Origin of the sequence: Erwinia amylovora (genome assembly GCF_017161565.1) — a bacterium.
Lineage (GTDB): Bacteria > Pseudomonadota > Gammaproteobacteria > Enterobacterales > Enterobacteriaceae > Erwinia > Erwinia amylovora.
The window spans coordinates 1,118,296-1,134,552 of record NZ_CP066796.1; the positions used below are offsets into that span (position 1 = coordinate 1,118,296).

Below are 16,257 nucleotides of genomic sequence, written 5' to 3' on the forward strand. Positions count from 1 at the left end.
CCTTCCATCAAGGGGAACGTCAAGGGGAAACCATGAACATCGGCGACGTGGCAAAAAAGACCGGATTGACCAGCAAAGCAATCCGCTTTTACGAAGAAAAAGGGCTGGTGACGCCGCCGTTACGTACGGAAAACGGCTATCGCAGCTACAGCGCGAAGCACCTGGAAGAACTGACGCTGCTGCGCCAGGCGCGCCAGGTGGGCTTTAATCTGGAGCAGTGCCGGGAAATGGTCAGTTTGTTCAACGACCCGGCGCGCCATAGCGCTGATGTCAAGGCGCGCACGCTGGAGAAAGCGGCGGAGATCGAGTCACATATCAGCGAACTCCAGCTGATGCGCCAGAAGCTGCTTGAGCTGGCTGCCAGCTGCCCTGGCGATGACAGGGCCGATTGCCCGATCATTGAGCATCTGACTGGCTGCTGTCACGGCAGTAAAGCCGGTTAAATGCTGCGCGCCACCACGCGCAGCGTAATCCCTTCTACCGCCACCACGATAATCCGCGTGCCTGCCGGTAAATCTTCATCGGCCTGCACGCGCCAGTTGCCGTCACCGATTCGGACATGGCCGAAACCGTTTACCAGCGCGGCATCCAGCGTTAGCTGGCGGCCAATGAGCTGCTTACCGCGCTGGTTAAGCGTGGAGGGCGGATGGCGCTGTTGACGGCCTTTCAGCCAGCGATACCACCACAACGCGGAAAGAATGGTCAGTATGGCGAAGCTCATCCCCTGCCACTCCCACGGCAAGGGCACCAGCCACACCAGCAGGCTGACCAACACGGCAGCGATGCCGCTCCACAGCAGATAGCCGCTGGTGCCAAGCATTTCAGCTGCCAGCAGCAGGCCGCCGAGCGTCAGCCATAACCACCACGGGTTTGCTAACAGCGGGTCAAGCATTAGCGTTTACGCTCCAGTTTGCTTTCACCTAACAGTTCGCCGATGCCGGCGATCGAGCCTAGCAGGCTACTGGCCTCCAGCGGCATCATCACCACTTTGCTGTTGGTGGAAGAGCCAATATGCTGCAGCGCATCGGTATATTTTTGCGCCACGAAGTAGTTGATGGCCTGAATATCGCCAGCGGCAATCGCTTCAGAAACCATTTTAGTCGCCTGAGCTTCTGCTTCCGCACTGCGTTCACGCGCTTCAGCGGCGAGAAATGCCGACTGGCGTTCGCCTTCGGCTTTCAGGATCTGTGACTGTTTGTCACCTTCGGCGCGGAGAATTGCTGCCTGACGTACGCCTTCGGCCTCAAGAATATCAGCACGTTTAGTTCGCTCGGCTTTCATCTGCGCATTCATTGATGCGATCAGTTCCGCCGGGGGACGCACGTCACGGATCTCAATACGGGTGATTTTGATGCCCCACGGGTTAGTGGCTTCATCGAGGATCTGCAACAGGCGGGTATTGATGTTATCGCGCTGAGACAGCATTTCGTCCAGTTCCATCGACCCCAGAACGGTACGCATATTGGTCATGGTCAGGTTAATGATTGCCTGTTGCAGATTGCTGACTTCATAGGCGGCCCGCGCCGGGTCGACCACTTGAATAAAGCACACGGCATCAATAGTGACGCTGGCGTTATCTTTGGAGATGATCTCCTGAGAAGGGATGTCCAGCACCTGCTCCATCATATTGATTTTGCGGCCGACGCGGTCCATAAACGGAACCACCAGGTTCAGGCCAGGCTGCAGGGTTGTGGTGTAACGGCCAAATCGTTCAACCGTCCACTGAAAACCCTGAGGCACAATTTTGATGCCTGACCAGACGATGATCAGGGCCAGCACGATAATGACGGGGATAACAGTCAGCATAAAAATAACCTCCAAATTGTTATTCACTATTGATGAGCGGTCGCTTTCCATCGCGGCCGCGTAGACGGACGAACCTGAACGGCAGTTCGTCCCGGGTAAAGCTTAGCAGACCCTTCCGTTCCTGTTCCGCTGTTAGTAGAGCAGGGAATAGAGCTGACGGCGATATTTGGCTGCCAGCGCATCTCCGGTACCGAGCGCGGCAAGGATCTCCTGGAGCATTTTGCGCGCCTGACCATCGGCAGCAGTAAGGTCTTGTTTCAGATGGCCGAACAGCAGCTCCAGCGCTTCTTCATTGCGCCCGACCTGATGAAATTGCAGAGCCAGCTGGGTGGCCAGTTCGGCATTATCAGGTTCAGCCTCAATTTGCTGCTGCAGCTGCTGAATTTCCGGGGTATCCGCCGCCTGTTTCAGCAGATCAATCTGTGCCACCAGCCCCTGATAACGCGTGTCCTGATCCTGCAACGGCACCACGCTAAGCACCGCCTCTGCCTCTTCACTGCGGTTCAGGCCAATTAAAACCTCCACCAGCAGAAAACCGATATCGCTGCGCTGTTTGCTTAGCGCCCAGGCGTCTTTCAGCAGCGGCAGGGCTTCAATCTGTTTGCCTTCGTCCATCAGCTGCATGGCCCGCTGCGCCTTCAGCTCTTCTTCTTTCGGCAGCACTTTTTCCAGCAGGGCGCGTACCGCTTCTTCCGGTTGCGGACCCTGGAAGCCGTCCACCGGCTGACCGTTCTGGAACAGGTAAACGGTCGGGATTGACCGCAGACCAAACTGCTGTGCCACGGCCGGTTCGGCATCACAATCCAGCCTTGCCAGAATAAACTGACCGGCGTACTCCTGTGCCAGACGATCCAGCAGCGGTGTCAGCTGCTGGCAGTGTTGGCTGCGCTCTGACCAGAAATAGAACAGCACGGGAACCTGCATCGACTGTTCCAGCGTCTGGTGCAGGTTAGTTTCATTAATCTCGACAATCTGCGCTTGTGATGACATCAATTCGTCTCTTTTTACCTAAGTTTAGTACTGTATTGGGGCGGCAGGTAGCGCTTCAAGGCCCGGCGCTTAATTCTGGCGTAAAATACGATCCATTATCCAGCCTGGCAGCAAACGGCGTAACAGGCTGATGCCATATGTGACCATGGTCACAGGATAGCGCAGGCGCGGATGGCGGCTTTCCAGTGCATGGTGCAGCCTGGGCAAAATTGCTTCCGGCGGCAGTGTAAAGCGTGCGGCAATGCCCGGGTTCTTAACCGGCTTATCCTGCTGCGACTGCTGAACATTATTGCTAAAACGGGTGCTTATCGGGCCTGGCTCTATCAGGCTAACGCGCACTCCGCTGCCGTGCAGCTCCATGCGTAAGGCGTCGGACCAGGCTTCCAGCGCGAATTTGCTGGCGGCGTAGGCACCGCGTTTCGGCGTGGAGATCAGCCCCATCACCGAACTGGTATTAATGATGCGCCCATTGCCGGAAGCCAGCAGAGCAGGCAGCAACAGAATGGTGAGCTGGTGGCTGCCGAACAGATTGGTGGCGAACTGCTGTTCCAGCTGCTGACGAGATATCGATTGCAGCGGACCATACAGCCCGAAACCGCCATTATTAAACAGACCGAACAGGCAGCCTTCACATAACGCTATAATTTCATCCGCCGCGTGCGCTACGCTGGCGGCATCATCAAGATCCAGCAGCACGCCGCTGAACCCCAGCTGGTTCATCCTCTCCACGTCTTGCGGTTTACGGCAGGCGGCAATCACATGGTAGCCACGGCGCAGCAGGTCATTAGCGGCGACCAGGCCAATCCCGCTGGAACAGCCGGTGATCACGATACTTTTTTGCATAACTTTTTGCACTCTTGATACATCTGGGAATTCATTATTAATGGTTAGTTTAGCTGATTTTGTTGGGATTTTTGTAGGTGTGAGTTAACATTCTATCGCCATCATTACCTGATGTGCGCTCGGCATTGAAAGTAAATTTTTAGTCGTTATATTTTCTTAACTCACTCCGGTCGATCAAACCAGAATGCACTCAGGTTTTGCCGCGCAGAGGATTAATTGACTGGCAGACAAGGCTGTTTTACGCATGATTCATGCAATGTGACATAGTGTGCTTACTGGGGATGGTTAAGAAGCACTATTTCGCTGACAGTATTCAGATCGTCGCCCGATCGCGGACAGTCTGACAATATTATACCCTGGTTCAACCAAAGGTTATTCTAAAAAATAATTAGTGGTTCTGAATTCGAAAAATATCCCTGTCATTACCGGGATTATTCCACTGAAGCTGATTTTGTGATTGCCGTGCAATGATTTTAAATATATTTTTACAGGCGGGAAGTGCTTATGGAGCTTAGCCAAAAAACTCCGTCGTAAACAAAGTGAAGGGAAAGCTTTGCTGTACTGTCTAATTGCACGATTTTATCGAGCATATCACAAAAAAGTGCAATGGATGTGTAAGTAATGAGCTGAGGGGAAAATGCGTGAGATAAAAAATGTCAAAGAACGCGATAACTCAAAAAATAAAATGTTTTATTTTTTTCTGCTTATCGGTATGATTCCATTTTGGATTATTTTATCAGTTTATCTGAATGATCCTGCATCACCAGTGCTTAAAGCTATAGCTGCCAGCACCGAAAATCTTCCGGCTATTATTTCCCAAAGCAGCCCCTTATTGAGCAAGGTTATGGATGTATATTGCAAATCAGCCCCTTTTTTAGGTATAATCTGGTTTGTTTGTTCTGCTAAATATATAAAACAAGACATCAAAAAGGATAAAAGATTATTTATAAGGGTTGTTCTTATTTTTCCCATTTTTTACTTTGTGATTTTCTATGTGGTTTTAATATGCAATCACGAATTAACTACTTCAAGCAGAGCTCTCAAGATAGTATCGGGGAATGAGTATTTATTACTGATTTTTTATTCCGGCCTGCATTCATTCATGCTCCTGCTTACTTTTATATTACTCGCTATTCCTTTCTTGACTTATAGAGTATTCAAAAAAGGACGGTGAAACCGTCCTTTGTCTGGATTAATGCACAGGCCGAATTACTTCGTTGTTGATCTTCTCGACTAATTTATCATCAATCAAGGATGCCACAGACGCAATCCCGATCACCCCGATTAGGGATACCACTGTTGCAGAAACGCCTAAGTACGCGGCAAAAGGGATCATCACAAAGGCAAAAACCCCCATCGCCAAAGATGCCGCTAAGCCGCTCAATACCCAGGACTCTACCTCCAGTAGCAATGGACTCCAGTTACCGGTTTAAATGCCTTCAACACTTTTCTCGCGGATTTTTTCAACCTTCAGAATTATCTCTGACACTTTAAATGCCTTGCTCAGGTTACCTAATTTTTCGGCCATGTCTTTCGCGTTTACCTGCTTCCATGCATTAACAATAACTGCCTTGTCGGATGAATTAAATTTCATGGCTGGATTAGCGGTAATTTTGTTTAATGATGCTATGGCTTCGTCGAAACTTCGGATTTTTTTTCCCTGGAAGTTTTTGATGTTATCAGCAATCTCTTTTGCTACCTGGTGATAACCTTCTCCCAATCTTTCACTGATTTTCCCACCTGCATCAGTGATTATTTCACCTGCTTTACCAAGAAATTCACGGTGCATTTTTTTAGTTTTACTAATTAGTTCAAGTTCCGGCTGAGCTTCGCGCATCGCTTTTCTTGCATCACGGATCCTTTGACCAGCATGGCCTTTTATTACTTTGGGAGCATTATCAGCAACAATTTTATTGAGTGCAGCCACTCTTTCGTCGGAAGGTCGCTACGAATGCGAATTACTGGGCCGAACGGTTTTCCATTGTTAATGCTATTAAGACGGTTAGGGACGCTGATGGCTGAAAATTCTGCTGGTGCCGGGCCGAGGTTAACACCAAAAGCGTCACCGCCTACATCGGGACATATGCCAATGACTTCTCCATAACTATTGATAAAATACTCGCTGAATATTTTCGGATCGAGTCCGTATGAGCGGGCTATCTCATCTCCATCAGACCGGGATAGATCCGGCTTAGTGCTTTTTTTTACCCGGTGATCCACCTGTTTTACTGTTACCTGCGTTTCCGTGGCTACCACCGCCAGGGCTCGGTTCGTTTCCTCTCTCTGAGCTCCACCCTGTGCCATCTCCAGGGCCTCCACCGTAGTTGAATCCAGCCATATTCTTTCTCCTTCTTTAGATGGTTAATCAGCCTGAAAACAGGCGTAGAGACTTACAGCTTCCTCTTGCTAACGGATGACTGATAAGTAAACTGTCAACCACATGCTGTATATAGGTGTATTTCTGGTTACATCATCAACTGCCATATATCAACGCTGGGTTAACACCGACATTGAATTGAGTAAATATAAAAAATACAAGCACCTTATTTCAAGTGAATTTAAAATAGGTACGTCTGACTTCTTAGTCCTGTTCCCGGACAGAACCCTGAGTATTAGTTTTACAGGAAGCGACTACACCTGAAGACATAGTGGACGAAGCAGAGAGGTCGCCAGAGAGTGTCTTGCAACGTTCTGGGTATGGATGTACAGGATTTGTAATTATTACTGCAAATTTTGATATATTTCTTCAGGTGGCTTCTGGAGTTTATATTACTTCACAACGAAATATTCAGTGAGGTCATGGTCGTTAAAAATCCCCCTGCTCATGTTTAACAGGGGGAAAAAGGTTACCCGAGTCCTGGCGATGATTACGGTTGTAAAATCATTTTTAATTATAAGCATGCAGTTAAGATTAATCTTTTTTTCAATACCCTTTCTTTGTCTGCTTACGTTTCGATAGCTGAAAATAAATCTGTGTGATTGCATTTACATAAAGTTTATCAACGTCGATTTTTGATTATCTTTATTTTCCTGGGTAATTAATTTTCATAAAATGAGACATTATTACCACCTGGGGGGTCCTGTGGTCGTCGCCAGGCTGACTTGTTCCGGGTTAATTAATTATTTTAGTAGTTTTGCATAACTTTACCCATCATTCCCCGCAGCATCCGGTAATTCCTGCTTAACTAAGGGAGCCAGCTGTTTTGCCAGCAGTTCAGCAATAAAGGGCTGGGCCGCCGGATTGGGGTGGATGCCGTCGTCCTGCATCCATCCTGGCTTCAGATAGACCTGCTCCATGAAGAAAGGAACCAGCGGGATGGCAAACTGACCGGCCAGTTTGGGGTAGATAGCGGCAAATGACGCGGTATAGCGTTTGCCATAGTTGGCGGGCAGCCGCACCTGCATCAATAGCGGCTGCGCCTTTGCCGCCTGGATTTGAGCAATCGCCTGACTCAGATCCTGCTCGACCTGCTGCGGAGGGAACCCACGTAAACCATCGTTGCCCCCCAGCTCAATCAGTACCCAGCGCGGCTGATGTTGCTTCAGCAGTGCCGGAAGCCGGGCCAGCCCCTGCGCCGTAGTATCGCCGCTTATGCTACCGTTAATGATAGCGGGGGATTTTTGCCATTTCTCATTGAGTAACGCAGGCCACGCGGCACTGGCGGACATGCGGTAACCGGCGCTCAGGCTGTCGCCCAGCACCAGCAGCGTATCCGCCGCCGTTGCGCGCAGCGTCATAAAAGCCATTAAAAACAGGAACGGGTAATGCCAGCGGAAAACATTCTTGAGGTTCATCATCTTAGTAAGTCCGTCGGTCAGGGTGAGCATCAGCTTTCAATCCTTACCGGAGTTGAGCTGGTTGTCAAACCGGCTGAAACCATTGCTCTGATCGGTGAGTCGGGATCGGGCAAGTCAACCCTGCTGGGGATTCTGGCGGGACTGGATGACGGCAGTGCGGGAGAAGTGATGATGCTCGGCCAGCCGCTGCATCAGATGGATGAGGAGCAGCGGGCTGAGCTACGGGCGCAGAATGTCGGCTTCGTCTTCCAGTCGTTTATGCTGGTGCCCACCCTTAACGCTCAGGAGAACGTGCAGCTACCGGCGCTGCTGCGCGGTATGAGCGACAGGCAGAGCCGCGAGCAGGCGGCAACGCTGTTGGCCCAGCTCGGCCTTGGCGAACGCCTTAATCATCTGCCCGCCCAGCTTTCCGGCGGTGAACAGCAGCGCGTGGCGCTGGCGCGCGCCTTTCATGGCCGTCCGGCGCTGCTGTTTGCTGATGAACCGACCGGCAATCTGGACCGCAAAACCGGCGAGCGTATCGTCGATCTGTTATTCAGCATGAACCGGGATTACGCCACCACCCTGATCCTCGTGACCCACGATGATCGGCTGGCCGCACGCTGCGGTCGGCGCTTGCGTTTGCGTGACGGCAAGCTGTGGGAGGAAACATGATCTGGCGCTGGTTCTGTCGCGAGTGGAAATCCCCCTCGCTGCTGATCGTCTGGCTGGCGCTGACGCTGGCGGTGGCTTGCGTGCTGGCGCTCGGATCGCTCAGTGACCGTATGGAGAAAGGGCTGACGCAGCAAAGCCGTGACTTTATGGCCGGCGATCGCACTCTGCGCAGCGGCAAAGAGGTGCCGGGTGAATGGTTAGATAAGGCCAGGTCCGAAGGGCTACAGGTTGGGCGACAGCTAACCTTTATGACCATGGCCTTTGCCGGTGATACGCCGCAGCTGGCCGCGGTAAAGGCGGTGGATAGCCTCTACCCGATGTTTGGCCAGCTGTCCACCGCGCCTGTCGGCTTAAAACCGGCAGCGGGCACGGTGCTGGCCGCGCCGCGCCTGTTGGATCTGCTTGACCGTAAAGCCGGAGATAACCTTGATGTCGGCGATACCACGCTGCGTATCAGTGGGGAAGTGATCCAGGAGCCGGATGCGGGCTTTAATCCGTTCCAGATTGCGCCGCGTTTGCTGATGAATCTCGCCGACGTGGCTAAAACCGGTGCCGTCCAGCCCGGCAGCCGGGTGACCTGGCGCTATAAATTCTCCGGAACGCCGGCGCAGCTGGCACGATATGACCGTTACATTGCCGCACGTCTTACCCCCGAACAGCGCTGGATCAGTATGGATAACTCAGAGGACGCGCTGGGTAAATCGATGCAGCGCGCTCAACAGTTCCTGCTGCTGTCGGCGCTGCTGACGCTGATGCTGGCGATTGCCGCAGTGACGGTGGCGATGAACCACTACTGCCGCAGCCGTTACGATCTGGTTGCGGTGTTGAAAACCCTTGGCGCGGATCGCCACGCCCTGCAAAAGTTGATAATCGGCCAGTGGCTGGCGGTGTTGCTGCTGGCCGCGCTGGCCGGTAGCGCCATTGGCCTCGGTTTTGAAACCTTGCTGCTAGGTATGCTGCGCCCGGTTTTACCAGGGGAGTTACCGGCCGCCAGCGGCTGGCCGTGGCTGTGGGCGCTGGGATCCTTATTAACTATTTCGCTGTTGGTGGGTTTGCGGCCTTATCGTCTGCTGCTGGCGACTCAACCGCTGCGCGTACTGCGCCGTGACGCGGTGGCGAATATCTGGCCGCTTAAGTTTTATCTGCCTGCCGTGCTGGTGGTGGTGATCGGCCTGCTGGCCCTGCTGGTGGGGGGCAGCAAGCTGCTGTGGGCGCTGATGGCGGGCATTGTGCTGCTGTCGCTACTGCTGGGGGCCATCGGCTGGGGCGGGCTGCTGCTGCTCCGGCGTCTGACGCTGCGCAACCTGGCGTTCCGTCTGGCGGTCAACCGCCTGCTGCGCCAGCCGTGGACCACCCTTAGCCAGCTGGCAGCGTTTTCGCTGTCGTTTATGCTGCTGGCGCTGTTGCTGGTGATGCGCGGCGATCTGCTCGACAGGTGGCAGCAGCAGCTGCCGCCGGACAGCCCTAACTATTTCCTGCTGAATATCACCGCCCGGCAGGTGCCTCAGGTGACGTCTTTCCTGCAACAGCACCAGGTGCAGCCGGAAACCTTCTATCCGCTAGTGCGCGCACGACTGACCGGGATTAACCAGCAGCCAGCGGATCCCTCGCTGGACGAATCACTTAACCGCGAGCTGAATCTGACCTGGCTTAAAGATTTGCCGCAGCACAATCCGTTGACCGCCGGCAGCGGGCCGCCGAAAACCGGGGAAGTCTCGATCGAGCAGGGGCTGGCAGAGCGGCTGGGGGTAAAGCTGGGCGATACGTTAACCTTTACCGGGGATACCCGGCAGTTCAGCGCTAAAATCAGCAGTCTGCGTAAGGTGGACTGGGAAAGCCTCAGGCCAAACTTCTTCATTATTTTCCCACCTGGCGCGCTCGACGACCAGCCGCAGACCTGGCTGACCAGCTTCCGCCTCAATGACAAGGACGCGCTGCTGGCGCAGCTAAACCGCCAGTTTCCTGGCTTAAGCCTGCTGGATATCGGCACCATTTTACGCCAGATAGGCCAGGTGCTGGCCCAGGTTAGCCAGGCGCTGGAGATCATGGTAATACTGGTTACCGCCTGTGGCGTGCTGCTGTTGCTGGCACAGATCCAGGTCGGGATGCGCCAGCGGCGACAGGAGCTGGTGGTTTACCGCACGCTGGGTGCCAGCAAGAAGCTGCTGCGTGCCACGCTGTGGAGCGAATTTGCGCTGCTTGGCGTGGTAGCGGGCGTGGCGGCGACCATCGGGGCTGAAGCGGCGCTGTGGGGATTACAGCGCAAGGTGTTTAACTTCCCGTGGCAGCCGGACTTTGTGCTGTGGCTGGCGCTGCCGTTAACCGCTGCGCTGCTGCTGTCACTGTGCGGCGGCTGGCTGGGCGTGCGTCTGCTGAAAGGCAGGGCGTTGTTCCGGGGATATGAGTCATGCTAACGGCGCTGCGAGGTGATACGGCGGGCCGCAATTCATCCCGCCGCACTAATTGCTTAAGCGAGTTTATCCACGGCCCAGGCAATACCGCTGGCATATTCCACAGGCAGCAGCGGAACCAGGGCATTCAGCGCGGTGCTAAGTGCCAGCGTGCTGGCATCTGCCAGATTCAGGTGGCCGACCTTACGCCCGGCGCGCACCTCTTTATTATACCAGTGCAGATGCACCAGCGGCTCACTGAGCCACGCCGTATTGAGGTCGGTACCAATCAGGTTGACCATCACCGCCGGGGTATTGACCACCGGTGTGGGCAGCGGCAGGTTGAGAATGGCGCGCAGATGCAGTTCAAACTGGCTGATGGATGCGCCGTTCTGCGTCCAGTGACCGCTGTTGTGCACGCGGGGCGCCAGCTCATTGATCAGCAAACCTTCCGGCACCACAAAGCATTCCATCGCCATCACCCCAACATAGTTCAGATCGTGCATGATCGCCGACAGCATGCGTTCCGCCTGCTGCTGGTGCTGCGCATCGACGTCAGGCAGCATCACGCTGGTACGCAGAATGCCGTTCTGGTGCAGGTTATGGGTCAGCGGGTAGAACACCGTACTGCCGTCATCGCCGCGCGCGCCGACCAGCGACATCTCGCCCAGGAAGTTGATGCCCTGTTCGACGATGCACTCACCGTAGCATGCGTCGGGCAGCGTCGCGGTCTCGCTGGCGCGCAGACGCCACTGGCCGCGCCCGTCGTAGCCGCCGGTACGGCGCTTCACGATCGCCAGTTCACCGAGGGTGGTGAACACCTGTGCCCACTGGTCGGCAGCGGATAAGAGCTGCCACGGTGCCGTTGCCAGGCCGAGGCGGTCAAGCAGCTGTTTCTGCGTCAGCCGATCCGCCAGCAGCGGGAAGATATCGCGGTTAACAAAGGCGTAATGATCGGCAAGTTCACGCGTCAGGGCGGTTTCCGGCCAGCGTTCGATTTCGGCGGTGATCACGCTTTGCGCGATCGGCAGTGCCTGTGGTTCGGCGTCGAGGCCGACCGGATAAACGGCAATGCCCAGTGGCTCACCGGCCTGGCGCAGCATGCGGCCGAGCTGACCGTTACCTAATACGCAGACCGGTTTCATGCTTCCTCCCGCGGGTCCGGATGGTTCAGCACCTCATCCGTCTGAGCCTGTCGCCAGTCCGTCAGGCGCAGCGCCAGGCCGCTGTCGTGCAGCGCGAGAATTTGTGCCGCCAGCAGGGCAGCGTTGGCGGCCCCGGCTTTACCAATCGCCAGCGTGCCTACCGGGATGCCGCGTGGCATCTGCACAATGGAGTACAGGCTGTCAACCCCGCTCAGCGCGGCGCTTTGTACCGGGACGCCGAGCACCGGCACCCGCGTTTTTGCTGCCAGCATTCCCGGCAGGTGCGCCGCCCCGCCTGCACCGGCAATAATCACCTGATAACCATTATCCACGGCCTGTTCGGCAAAGCTGAACAGCTTATCCGGCGTGCGGTGGGCTGATACCACTTCGCAGTGAAACGGAACGTCCAGGCTGATGAGGATTTCCGCGGCAAACTGCATGGTGGCCCAGTCACTTTTGGAACCCATAACAATAGCAATGCGGGCCGGTGCGGCGTTGGATGACATGCGGATCTGACTCCTGTGATTGTATAACGTCACCCGCTGGCCATGAAGGGGCTACCGGGTGGGAAGGGCAGAGAGAATATCACGACTGCGCGGCAAGGAAAACGGTTGCGTGGCGCGCAACAGCGCCATATTACGCCTGTTTTCGCATCACAACGGCAAGGAAATCAATCTTATCTCGTCAGCACTGACTTTGATCATTGAGCCTTGCTGGTGCCAGGCCCCCAGCACCAGGCGCTGCGCCGGCTGGCCGTTCACTTCAAGCTGGTGCACCGCCGGACGATGCGTGTGGCCGTGGATCAGCAGCGGCGTGTTATAACGATGCATCGCTTCCGTCACCGCCTGCGGGTTAACGTCCATGATCGCCCTATCCTTACTGCTGTTAGCCTGTTTACTGCCGGCGCGCATTGTTAACGCAATACGCTGGCGCATAAACAGCGGCAGGGCAAGGAACAGCTTTTGCAGCCAGCGCTGCTGCACTTTTTGGCGAAAACGCTGGTAGCCGATATCGTCGGTGCACAGCGTGTCCCCGTGCATGATCAGCAGGCGCTTGCCGTACAGCTCCAGCACCTGTTCTTCCGGCAGCAGCGTCATTGCGGCCGAGCGGGCAAAGCGCTTGCCCAGCAGAAAGTCGCGATTTCCGTGAATAAAGTAGCAGGGGATGTCGAGCTGATGCAGGGCATGGGCGATCCGGGCGTGCAGCGGATTGGGATCGTCGTCGCCAATCCAGGCTTCAAACAGGTCGCCAAGAATGTACAGCGCATCGGCGTGCCGGGCTTCACGCTGCAAAAATTGCAGAAAACCGGCAGTGATTGCCGGTTCCTCACAACACAGATGGAGATCTGCGATAAACAGCGTGTGCGACATTATTCGCTGACGGTCACTTTCTGAATGATCACGTCATCTTTTGGCACATCCTGGTGCATGCCGCTGCGGCCGGTAGAGACGGCTTTGATTTTTTCCACCACGTCCATCCCTTCAACCACTTCAGCGAACACGCAGTAGCCCCAGCCCTGAAGGCTTTCGTCACGGAAGTTGAGGAAGTCGTTGTCCGCTACGTTGATGAAGAACTGGGCGGTTGCAGAGTGCGGCGCCTGAGTACGCGCCATGGCCAGAGTACCTTTGGTATTTTTCAGGCCGTTGCTGGCTTCGTTGCGGATCTCATCTTTGGTGTCTTTCTGCTTCATGCCCGGTTCGAAACCACCGCCCTGGATCATAAAACCGTTGATCACACGGTGAAAGATGGTGTTGTCGTAAAAGCCTTCGCGGCAGTATTCAAGGAAGTTTTTTACGGTAGCCGGTGCTTTATCATCAAAAGTTTTGATGACGATATCGCCATGATTAGTCTGGAAAGTAACCATTTTTTCGTCCTGTCGGGGTTGAAGTATTTAACTGTGGGCGCCGGAAATGCAGACATAATGTCTTCCCCTGGCGGCAGACGGCTTTTATATCACAAATTGTGATGGCTCGTCAGCAATGCTGCATAACGGCGCCAGGGCGAACCCTGCTTTGCGTAGCGCTGCACGAAAAAATACGTCAGAATATTATACACACTTAATTATCGCTAACCCGCACACGCTTAAACGGAATGTCTCGATGCTAAAGATTTATAACACCCTGAGTCGTCAAAAAGAGGAATTTAAACCCATTCATGCCGGAAAAATCGGTATGTACGTGTGTGGCATTACCGTTTACGACCTGTGTCATATCGGCCACGGCAGAACCTTTGCCGCTTTTGATGTGGTGGCGCGCTATCTGCGCTACAGCGGCTATCAGCTGAACTATGTGCGTAATATCACCGATATAGATGACAAAATTATCAAACGTGCGCACGAGAACGGCGAGTCTATCGAACAGCTGACCCAGCGTATGATCGGTGAGATGCATAAGGATTTCGCCGCGCTGAACATACTGCCGCCGGATCTTGAGCCACGCGCCACGCGCCATATTGCAGAGATTATCGAACTGGTGGAAAAGCTGATTGCCCGTGAACACGCCTACGTTGCCAGCAATGGCGATGTGATGTTCTCCGTCGACAGCGATCTGCAGTACGGTTCGCTGTCGCGTCAGGATCTGGACCAGCTCCAGGCCGGCGCGCGCGTTGAGGTCACCGCCGATGTGAAGCGCAACCCAATGGACTTTGTGCTGTGGAAAATGTCCAAAGCCGATGAACCCGGCTGGGCTTCCCCGTGGGGCAACGGCCGACCGGGCTGGCATATTGAGTGCTCGGCGATGAATTGCAAACAGCTGGGTGAGCACTTCGATATTCACGGTGGCGGTTCTGATCTGATGTTCCCGCACCATGAAAACGAGATCGCCCAGTCCACCAGCGCCCACGATGGCCCGTATGTAAATTACTGGATGCACTCCGGCATGGTGATGGTTGATCGTGAGAAAATGTCGAAATCGCTGAACAACTTCTTTACCGTGCGCGACGTGCTGGAGCACTACGATGCGGAAACCGTGCGCTACTTCCTGATGTCCGGCCACTATCGCAGCCAGCTAAATTACGGTGAAGATAACCTTAACCAGGCGCGTTCGGCGCTGGAGCGCCTGTATATTGCGCTGCGTAATACCGATACCGGTGCCACCCCGGCCGGAGGCGAAGAGTTTGAGGCGCGCTTCCGTGCGGCGATGGATGACGACTTCAATACCCCGGAAGCCTATTCAGCGCTGTTTGATCTGGCGCGTGAAGTCAACCGGATGAAAGCGGAAAATCCGGCGGCGGTAGATGGACTGGCGGCGCGCCTGCGCGTGCTGGGCGGCGTGTTGGGCCTGCTGGAGCAGGACCCGGAGCAGTTCCTGCAAAGTGGTGCCAACGTCAACGATGAAGAAGTGGCGCAGATTGAAGCGCTGATCCAGATGCGTATTGATGCGCGTAAAGAGAAAAACTGGGCACAGGCCGACGTGGCGCGCGACCGTCTTAACGAGATGGGCATTGTGCTGGAAGACGGTGCCGGCGGCACTCGCTGGCGTCGCAAATGATCTGACATTACTCTGCGAAAAGCCCCGGCCAGGTGCCGGGGCTTTTTTTGATCTGCAATCTGCGCTGCGCGGCAGGCTTAATGGGTGCTGTTAAAATCAATCACCATGCGGCCCACGATTTTACCGCTCTCCATTTCGTGGAAGATCGCATTGATATCCTGTAGCGGGCGGCGCGTTACTTTTGGTACAACCTTGCCCTCAGCGGCGAACTGGAAGGCTTCAGCTAAATCCTCACGCGTGCCGACCAGCGAACCCACGACCTGGATGCCGTCCAGCACCAGGCGCGGGATATTCAGGCTCATCGATTCCGGCGGCAGGCCCACCGCCACAATACGGCCACCGGCGCGCATCGCATCCACCGCAGAGTTAAACGCCGCTTTCGCCACCGCCGTGACCACGGCGGCATGTGCGCCACCGGTGCGCTGTTGGATCAGCTTTGCCGCGTCTTCATTACGTGAGTTGATGACCATATCGGCCCCCATCTCTTCGGCAAACTTCAGTTGGTCATCGCTGATATCAACGGCGATGACTTTGGCATTGAACACGTTTTTTGCGTATTGCAGCGCCAGATTACCCAGACCGCCGAGGCCATAGACAACCAGCCACTTACCGGGGGAAATGCCGGAGATTTTGACGGCCTTATAGGTAGTGACACCGGCACAGGTGATGCTGCTGGCGATTGCAGGATCGAGACCGTCAGGCACCTTCACGGCATAATCCGCCGCCACGATACACTCTTCAGCCATGCCGCCATCGGCGGTATAACCGGCGTTGACCGCCTCCCGGCACAGCGTTTCATTGCCGCTGTTGCAGTATTCACAGTGGCCGCAGCCCTTGAAAAACCACGCCACGCTGGCACGGTCGCCGGGCTTGAGGGACGTTACGCCCGGGCCGACAGATTTCACTACGCCAATCCCTTCATGCCCGAGGATAACGCCGGTTTTATCGCCGAAATCTCCGTTTTTAACGTGCAGGTCAGTGTGGCACACGCCACAGCACTCCATGGTGAGCAGGGCTTCGCCATGCTGCAGCGCACGGAGGGTTTTCTCTACCACATCAACCTGATGATCGTGAGTGACGACAGCAGCTTTCATCGTGAACCTCTTCAGTTTATAAGGTGAACATCACCAGCTTAGCGCCAGC

At 54.9% G+C, this 16,257-nt stretch carries 17 protein-coding genes; 5 read left to right on the top strand and 12 right to left on the bottom strand.

All coding sequences use genetic code 11. From position 1 onward, the window contains the following. The first annotated feature begins 32 nt into the window (after nucleotides 1-32). The gene (gene cueR / locus JGC47_RS05175) at nucleotides 33-443 is read left to right on the top strand and encodes a Cu(I)-responsive transcriptional regulator (protein WP_004156452.1); all 411 of its coding nucleotides are present in this window, start codon (nucleotides 33-35) and stop codon (nucleotides 441-443) included. Here the strand turns inward: cueR and JGC47_RS05180 are convergent. The 4 genes from JGC47_RS05180 to JGC47_RS05195 form a co-directional block, all read right to left on the bottom strand. After that, complete coding sequence (locus JGC47_RS05180) at nucleotides 440-892, bottom strand: NfeD family protein (RefSeq protein ID WP_004156454.1); 453 nt, start codon at nucleotides 890-892, stop codon at nucleotides 440-442. The two genes, cueR and JGC47_RS05180, sit on opposite strands and share 4 nt — an antisense overlap. Next, nucleotides 892-1,806 (bottom strand): SPFH domain-containing protein, encoded by a 915-nt coding sequence (locus JGC47_RS05185; RefSeq protein WP_004156457.1) that lies wholly within the window; start codon nucleotides 1,804-1,806, stop codon nucleotides 892-894. Before JGC47_RS05185 ends, JGC47_RS05180 begins: the two co-directional genes overlap by 1 nt. A gap of 132 nt (nucleotides 1,807-1,938) precedes the next feature. After that, nucleotides 1,939-2,796, bottom strand: a complete 858-nt coding sequence (locus JGC47_RS05190; RefSeq protein WP_004156459.1) for a co-chaperone YbbN — start codon at nucleotides 2,794-2,796, stop codon at nucleotides 1,939-1,941. Nucleotides 2,797-2,865: 69 nt separating this feature from the next. After that, entirely contained in the window at nucleotides 2,866-3,639 is a 774-nt protein-coding gene (locus JGC47_RS05195) for an SDR family oxidoreductase (RefSeq protein WP_004156460.1), read from the bottom strand. A gap of 637 nt (nucleotides 3,640-4,276) precedes the next feature. Here JGC47_RS05195 and cui point away from each other — a divergent pair. After that, nucleotides 4,277-4,813: a colicin immunity protein Cui gene (gene cui, locus JGC47_RS05200; protein ID WP_013035918.1), complete on the top strand. Its 537-nt coding sequence runs from the start codon at nucleotides 4,277-4,279 to the stop codon at nucleotides 4,811-4,813. A gap of 255 nt (nucleotides 4,814-5,068) precedes the next feature. Here cui and JGC47_RS05210 read toward each other — a convergent pair whose 3' ends face one another. The 3 genes from JGC47_RS05210 to tesA all read right to left on the bottom strand — a co-directional run bounded on the left by JGC47_RS05210 (nucleotide 5,069) and on the right by tesA (nucleotide 7,437). Next, nucleotides 5,069-5,566, bottom strand: coding sequence for a colicin-like pore-forming protein (locus JGC47_RS05210; RefSeq protein ID WP_127133420.1), 498 nt, complete (start codon nucleotides 5,564-5,566; stop codon nucleotides 5,069-5,071). Further along, entirely contained in the window at nucleotides 5,521-5,943 is a 423-nt protein-coding gene (locus JGC47_RS05215) for a hypothetical protein (protein WP_004164057.1), read from the bottom strand. Before JGC47_RS05215 ends, JGC47_RS05210 begins: the two co-directional genes overlap by 46 nt. A gap of 840 nt (nucleotides 5,944-6,783) precedes the next feature. Continuing rightward, nucleotides 6,784-7,437 (bottom strand): multifunctional acyl-CoA thioesterase I/protease I/lysophospholipase L1, encoded by a 654-nt coding sequence (tesA, locus tag JGC47_RS05220; RefSeq protein WP_169799817.1) that lies wholly within the window; start codon nucleotides 7,435-7,437, stop codon nucleotides 6,784-6,786. Between tesA and ybbA the strand changes: the two genes are divergently transcribed. Together ybbA and ybbP are read left to right on the top strand one after the other, a co-directional pair. After that, nucleotides 7,405-8,091 carry a putative ABC transporter ATP-binding protein YbbA gene (ybbA, locus tag JGC47_RS05225; RefSeq protein WP_013034851.1) on the top strand — a complete coding sequence of 229 codons (687 nt, stop codon included), beginning with the start codon at nucleotides 7,405-7,407 and terminating at the stop codon, nucleotides 8,089-8,091. The two genes, tesA and ybbA, sit on opposite strands and share 33 nt — an antisense overlap. Then, nucleotides 8,088-10,505 (top strand): putative ABC transporter permease subunit YbbP, encoded by a 2,418-nt coding sequence (gene ybbP / locus JGC47_RS05230; RefSeq protein WP_004156466.1) that lies wholly within the window; start codon nucleotides 8,088-8,090, stop codon nucleotides 10,503-10,505. Before ybbA ends, ybbP begins: the two co-directional genes overlap by 4 nt. Nucleotides 10,506-10,558: 53 nt before the next feature. Here ybbP and purK read toward each other — a convergent pair whose 3' ends face one another. The 4 genes from purK to ppiB all read right to left on the bottom strand — a co-directional run bounded on the left by purK (nucleotide 10,559) and on the right by ppiB (nucleotide 13,490). After that, nucleotides 10,559-11,626, bottom strand: coding sequence for a 5-(carboxyamino)imidazole ribonucleotide synthase (gene purK, locus JGC47_RS05235; RefSeq protein ID WP_004156467.1), 1,068 nt, complete (start codon nucleotides 11,624-11,626; stop codon nucleotides 10,559-10,561). Next, nucleotides 11,623-12,132, bottom strand: coding sequence for a 5-(carboxyamino)imidazole ribonucleotide mutase (gene purE / locus JGC47_RS05240; RefSeq protein ID WP_004156468.1), 510 nt, complete (start codon nucleotides 12,130-12,132; stop codon nucleotides 11,623-11,625). Before purE ends, purK begins: the two co-directional genes overlap by 4 nt. Before the next feature lie 147 nt (nucleotides 12,133-12,279). Then, nucleotides 12,280-12,996 carry a UDP-2,3-diacylglucosamine diphosphatase gene (gene lpxH, locus JGC47_RS05245; RefSeq protein ID WP_004156469.1) on the bottom strand — a complete coding sequence of 239 codons (717 nt, stop codon included), beginning with the start codon at nucleotides 12,994-12,996 and terminating at the stop codon, nucleotides 12,280-12,282. Continuing rightward, nucleotides 12,996-13,490, bottom strand: a complete 495-nt coding sequence (gene ppiB, locus JGC47_RS05250; RefSeq protein ID WP_004156470.1) for a peptidylprolyl isomerase B — start codon at nucleotides 13,488-13,490, stop codon at nucleotides 12,996-12,998. Before ppiB ends, lpxH begins: the two co-directional genes overlap by 1 nt. A gap of 235 nt (nucleotides 13,491-13,725) precedes the next feature. Here ppiB and cysS point away from each other — a divergent pair, with 235 nt between their 5' ends. Next, a complete protein-coding gene (gene cysS, locus JGC47_RS05255; RefSeq protein ID WP_013035922.1) occupies nucleotides 13,726-15,114 on the top strand; it encodes a cysteine--tRNA ligase in 1,389 nt (462 codons plus the stop codon). Between the two features lie 77 nt (nucleotides 15,115-15,191). On the opposite strand, the gene adhP is transcribed toward cysS, so the two are convergent. Then, the gene (adhP, locus tag JGC47_RS05260; protein WP_004156473.1) at nucleotides 15,192-16,208 is read right to left on the bottom strand and encodes an alcohol dehydrogenase AdhP; all 1,017 of its coding nucleotides are present in this window, start codon (nucleotides 16,206-16,208) and stop codon (nucleotides 15,192-15,194) included. Between the last annotated feature and the right edge of the window lie 49 nt (nucleotides 16,209-16,257).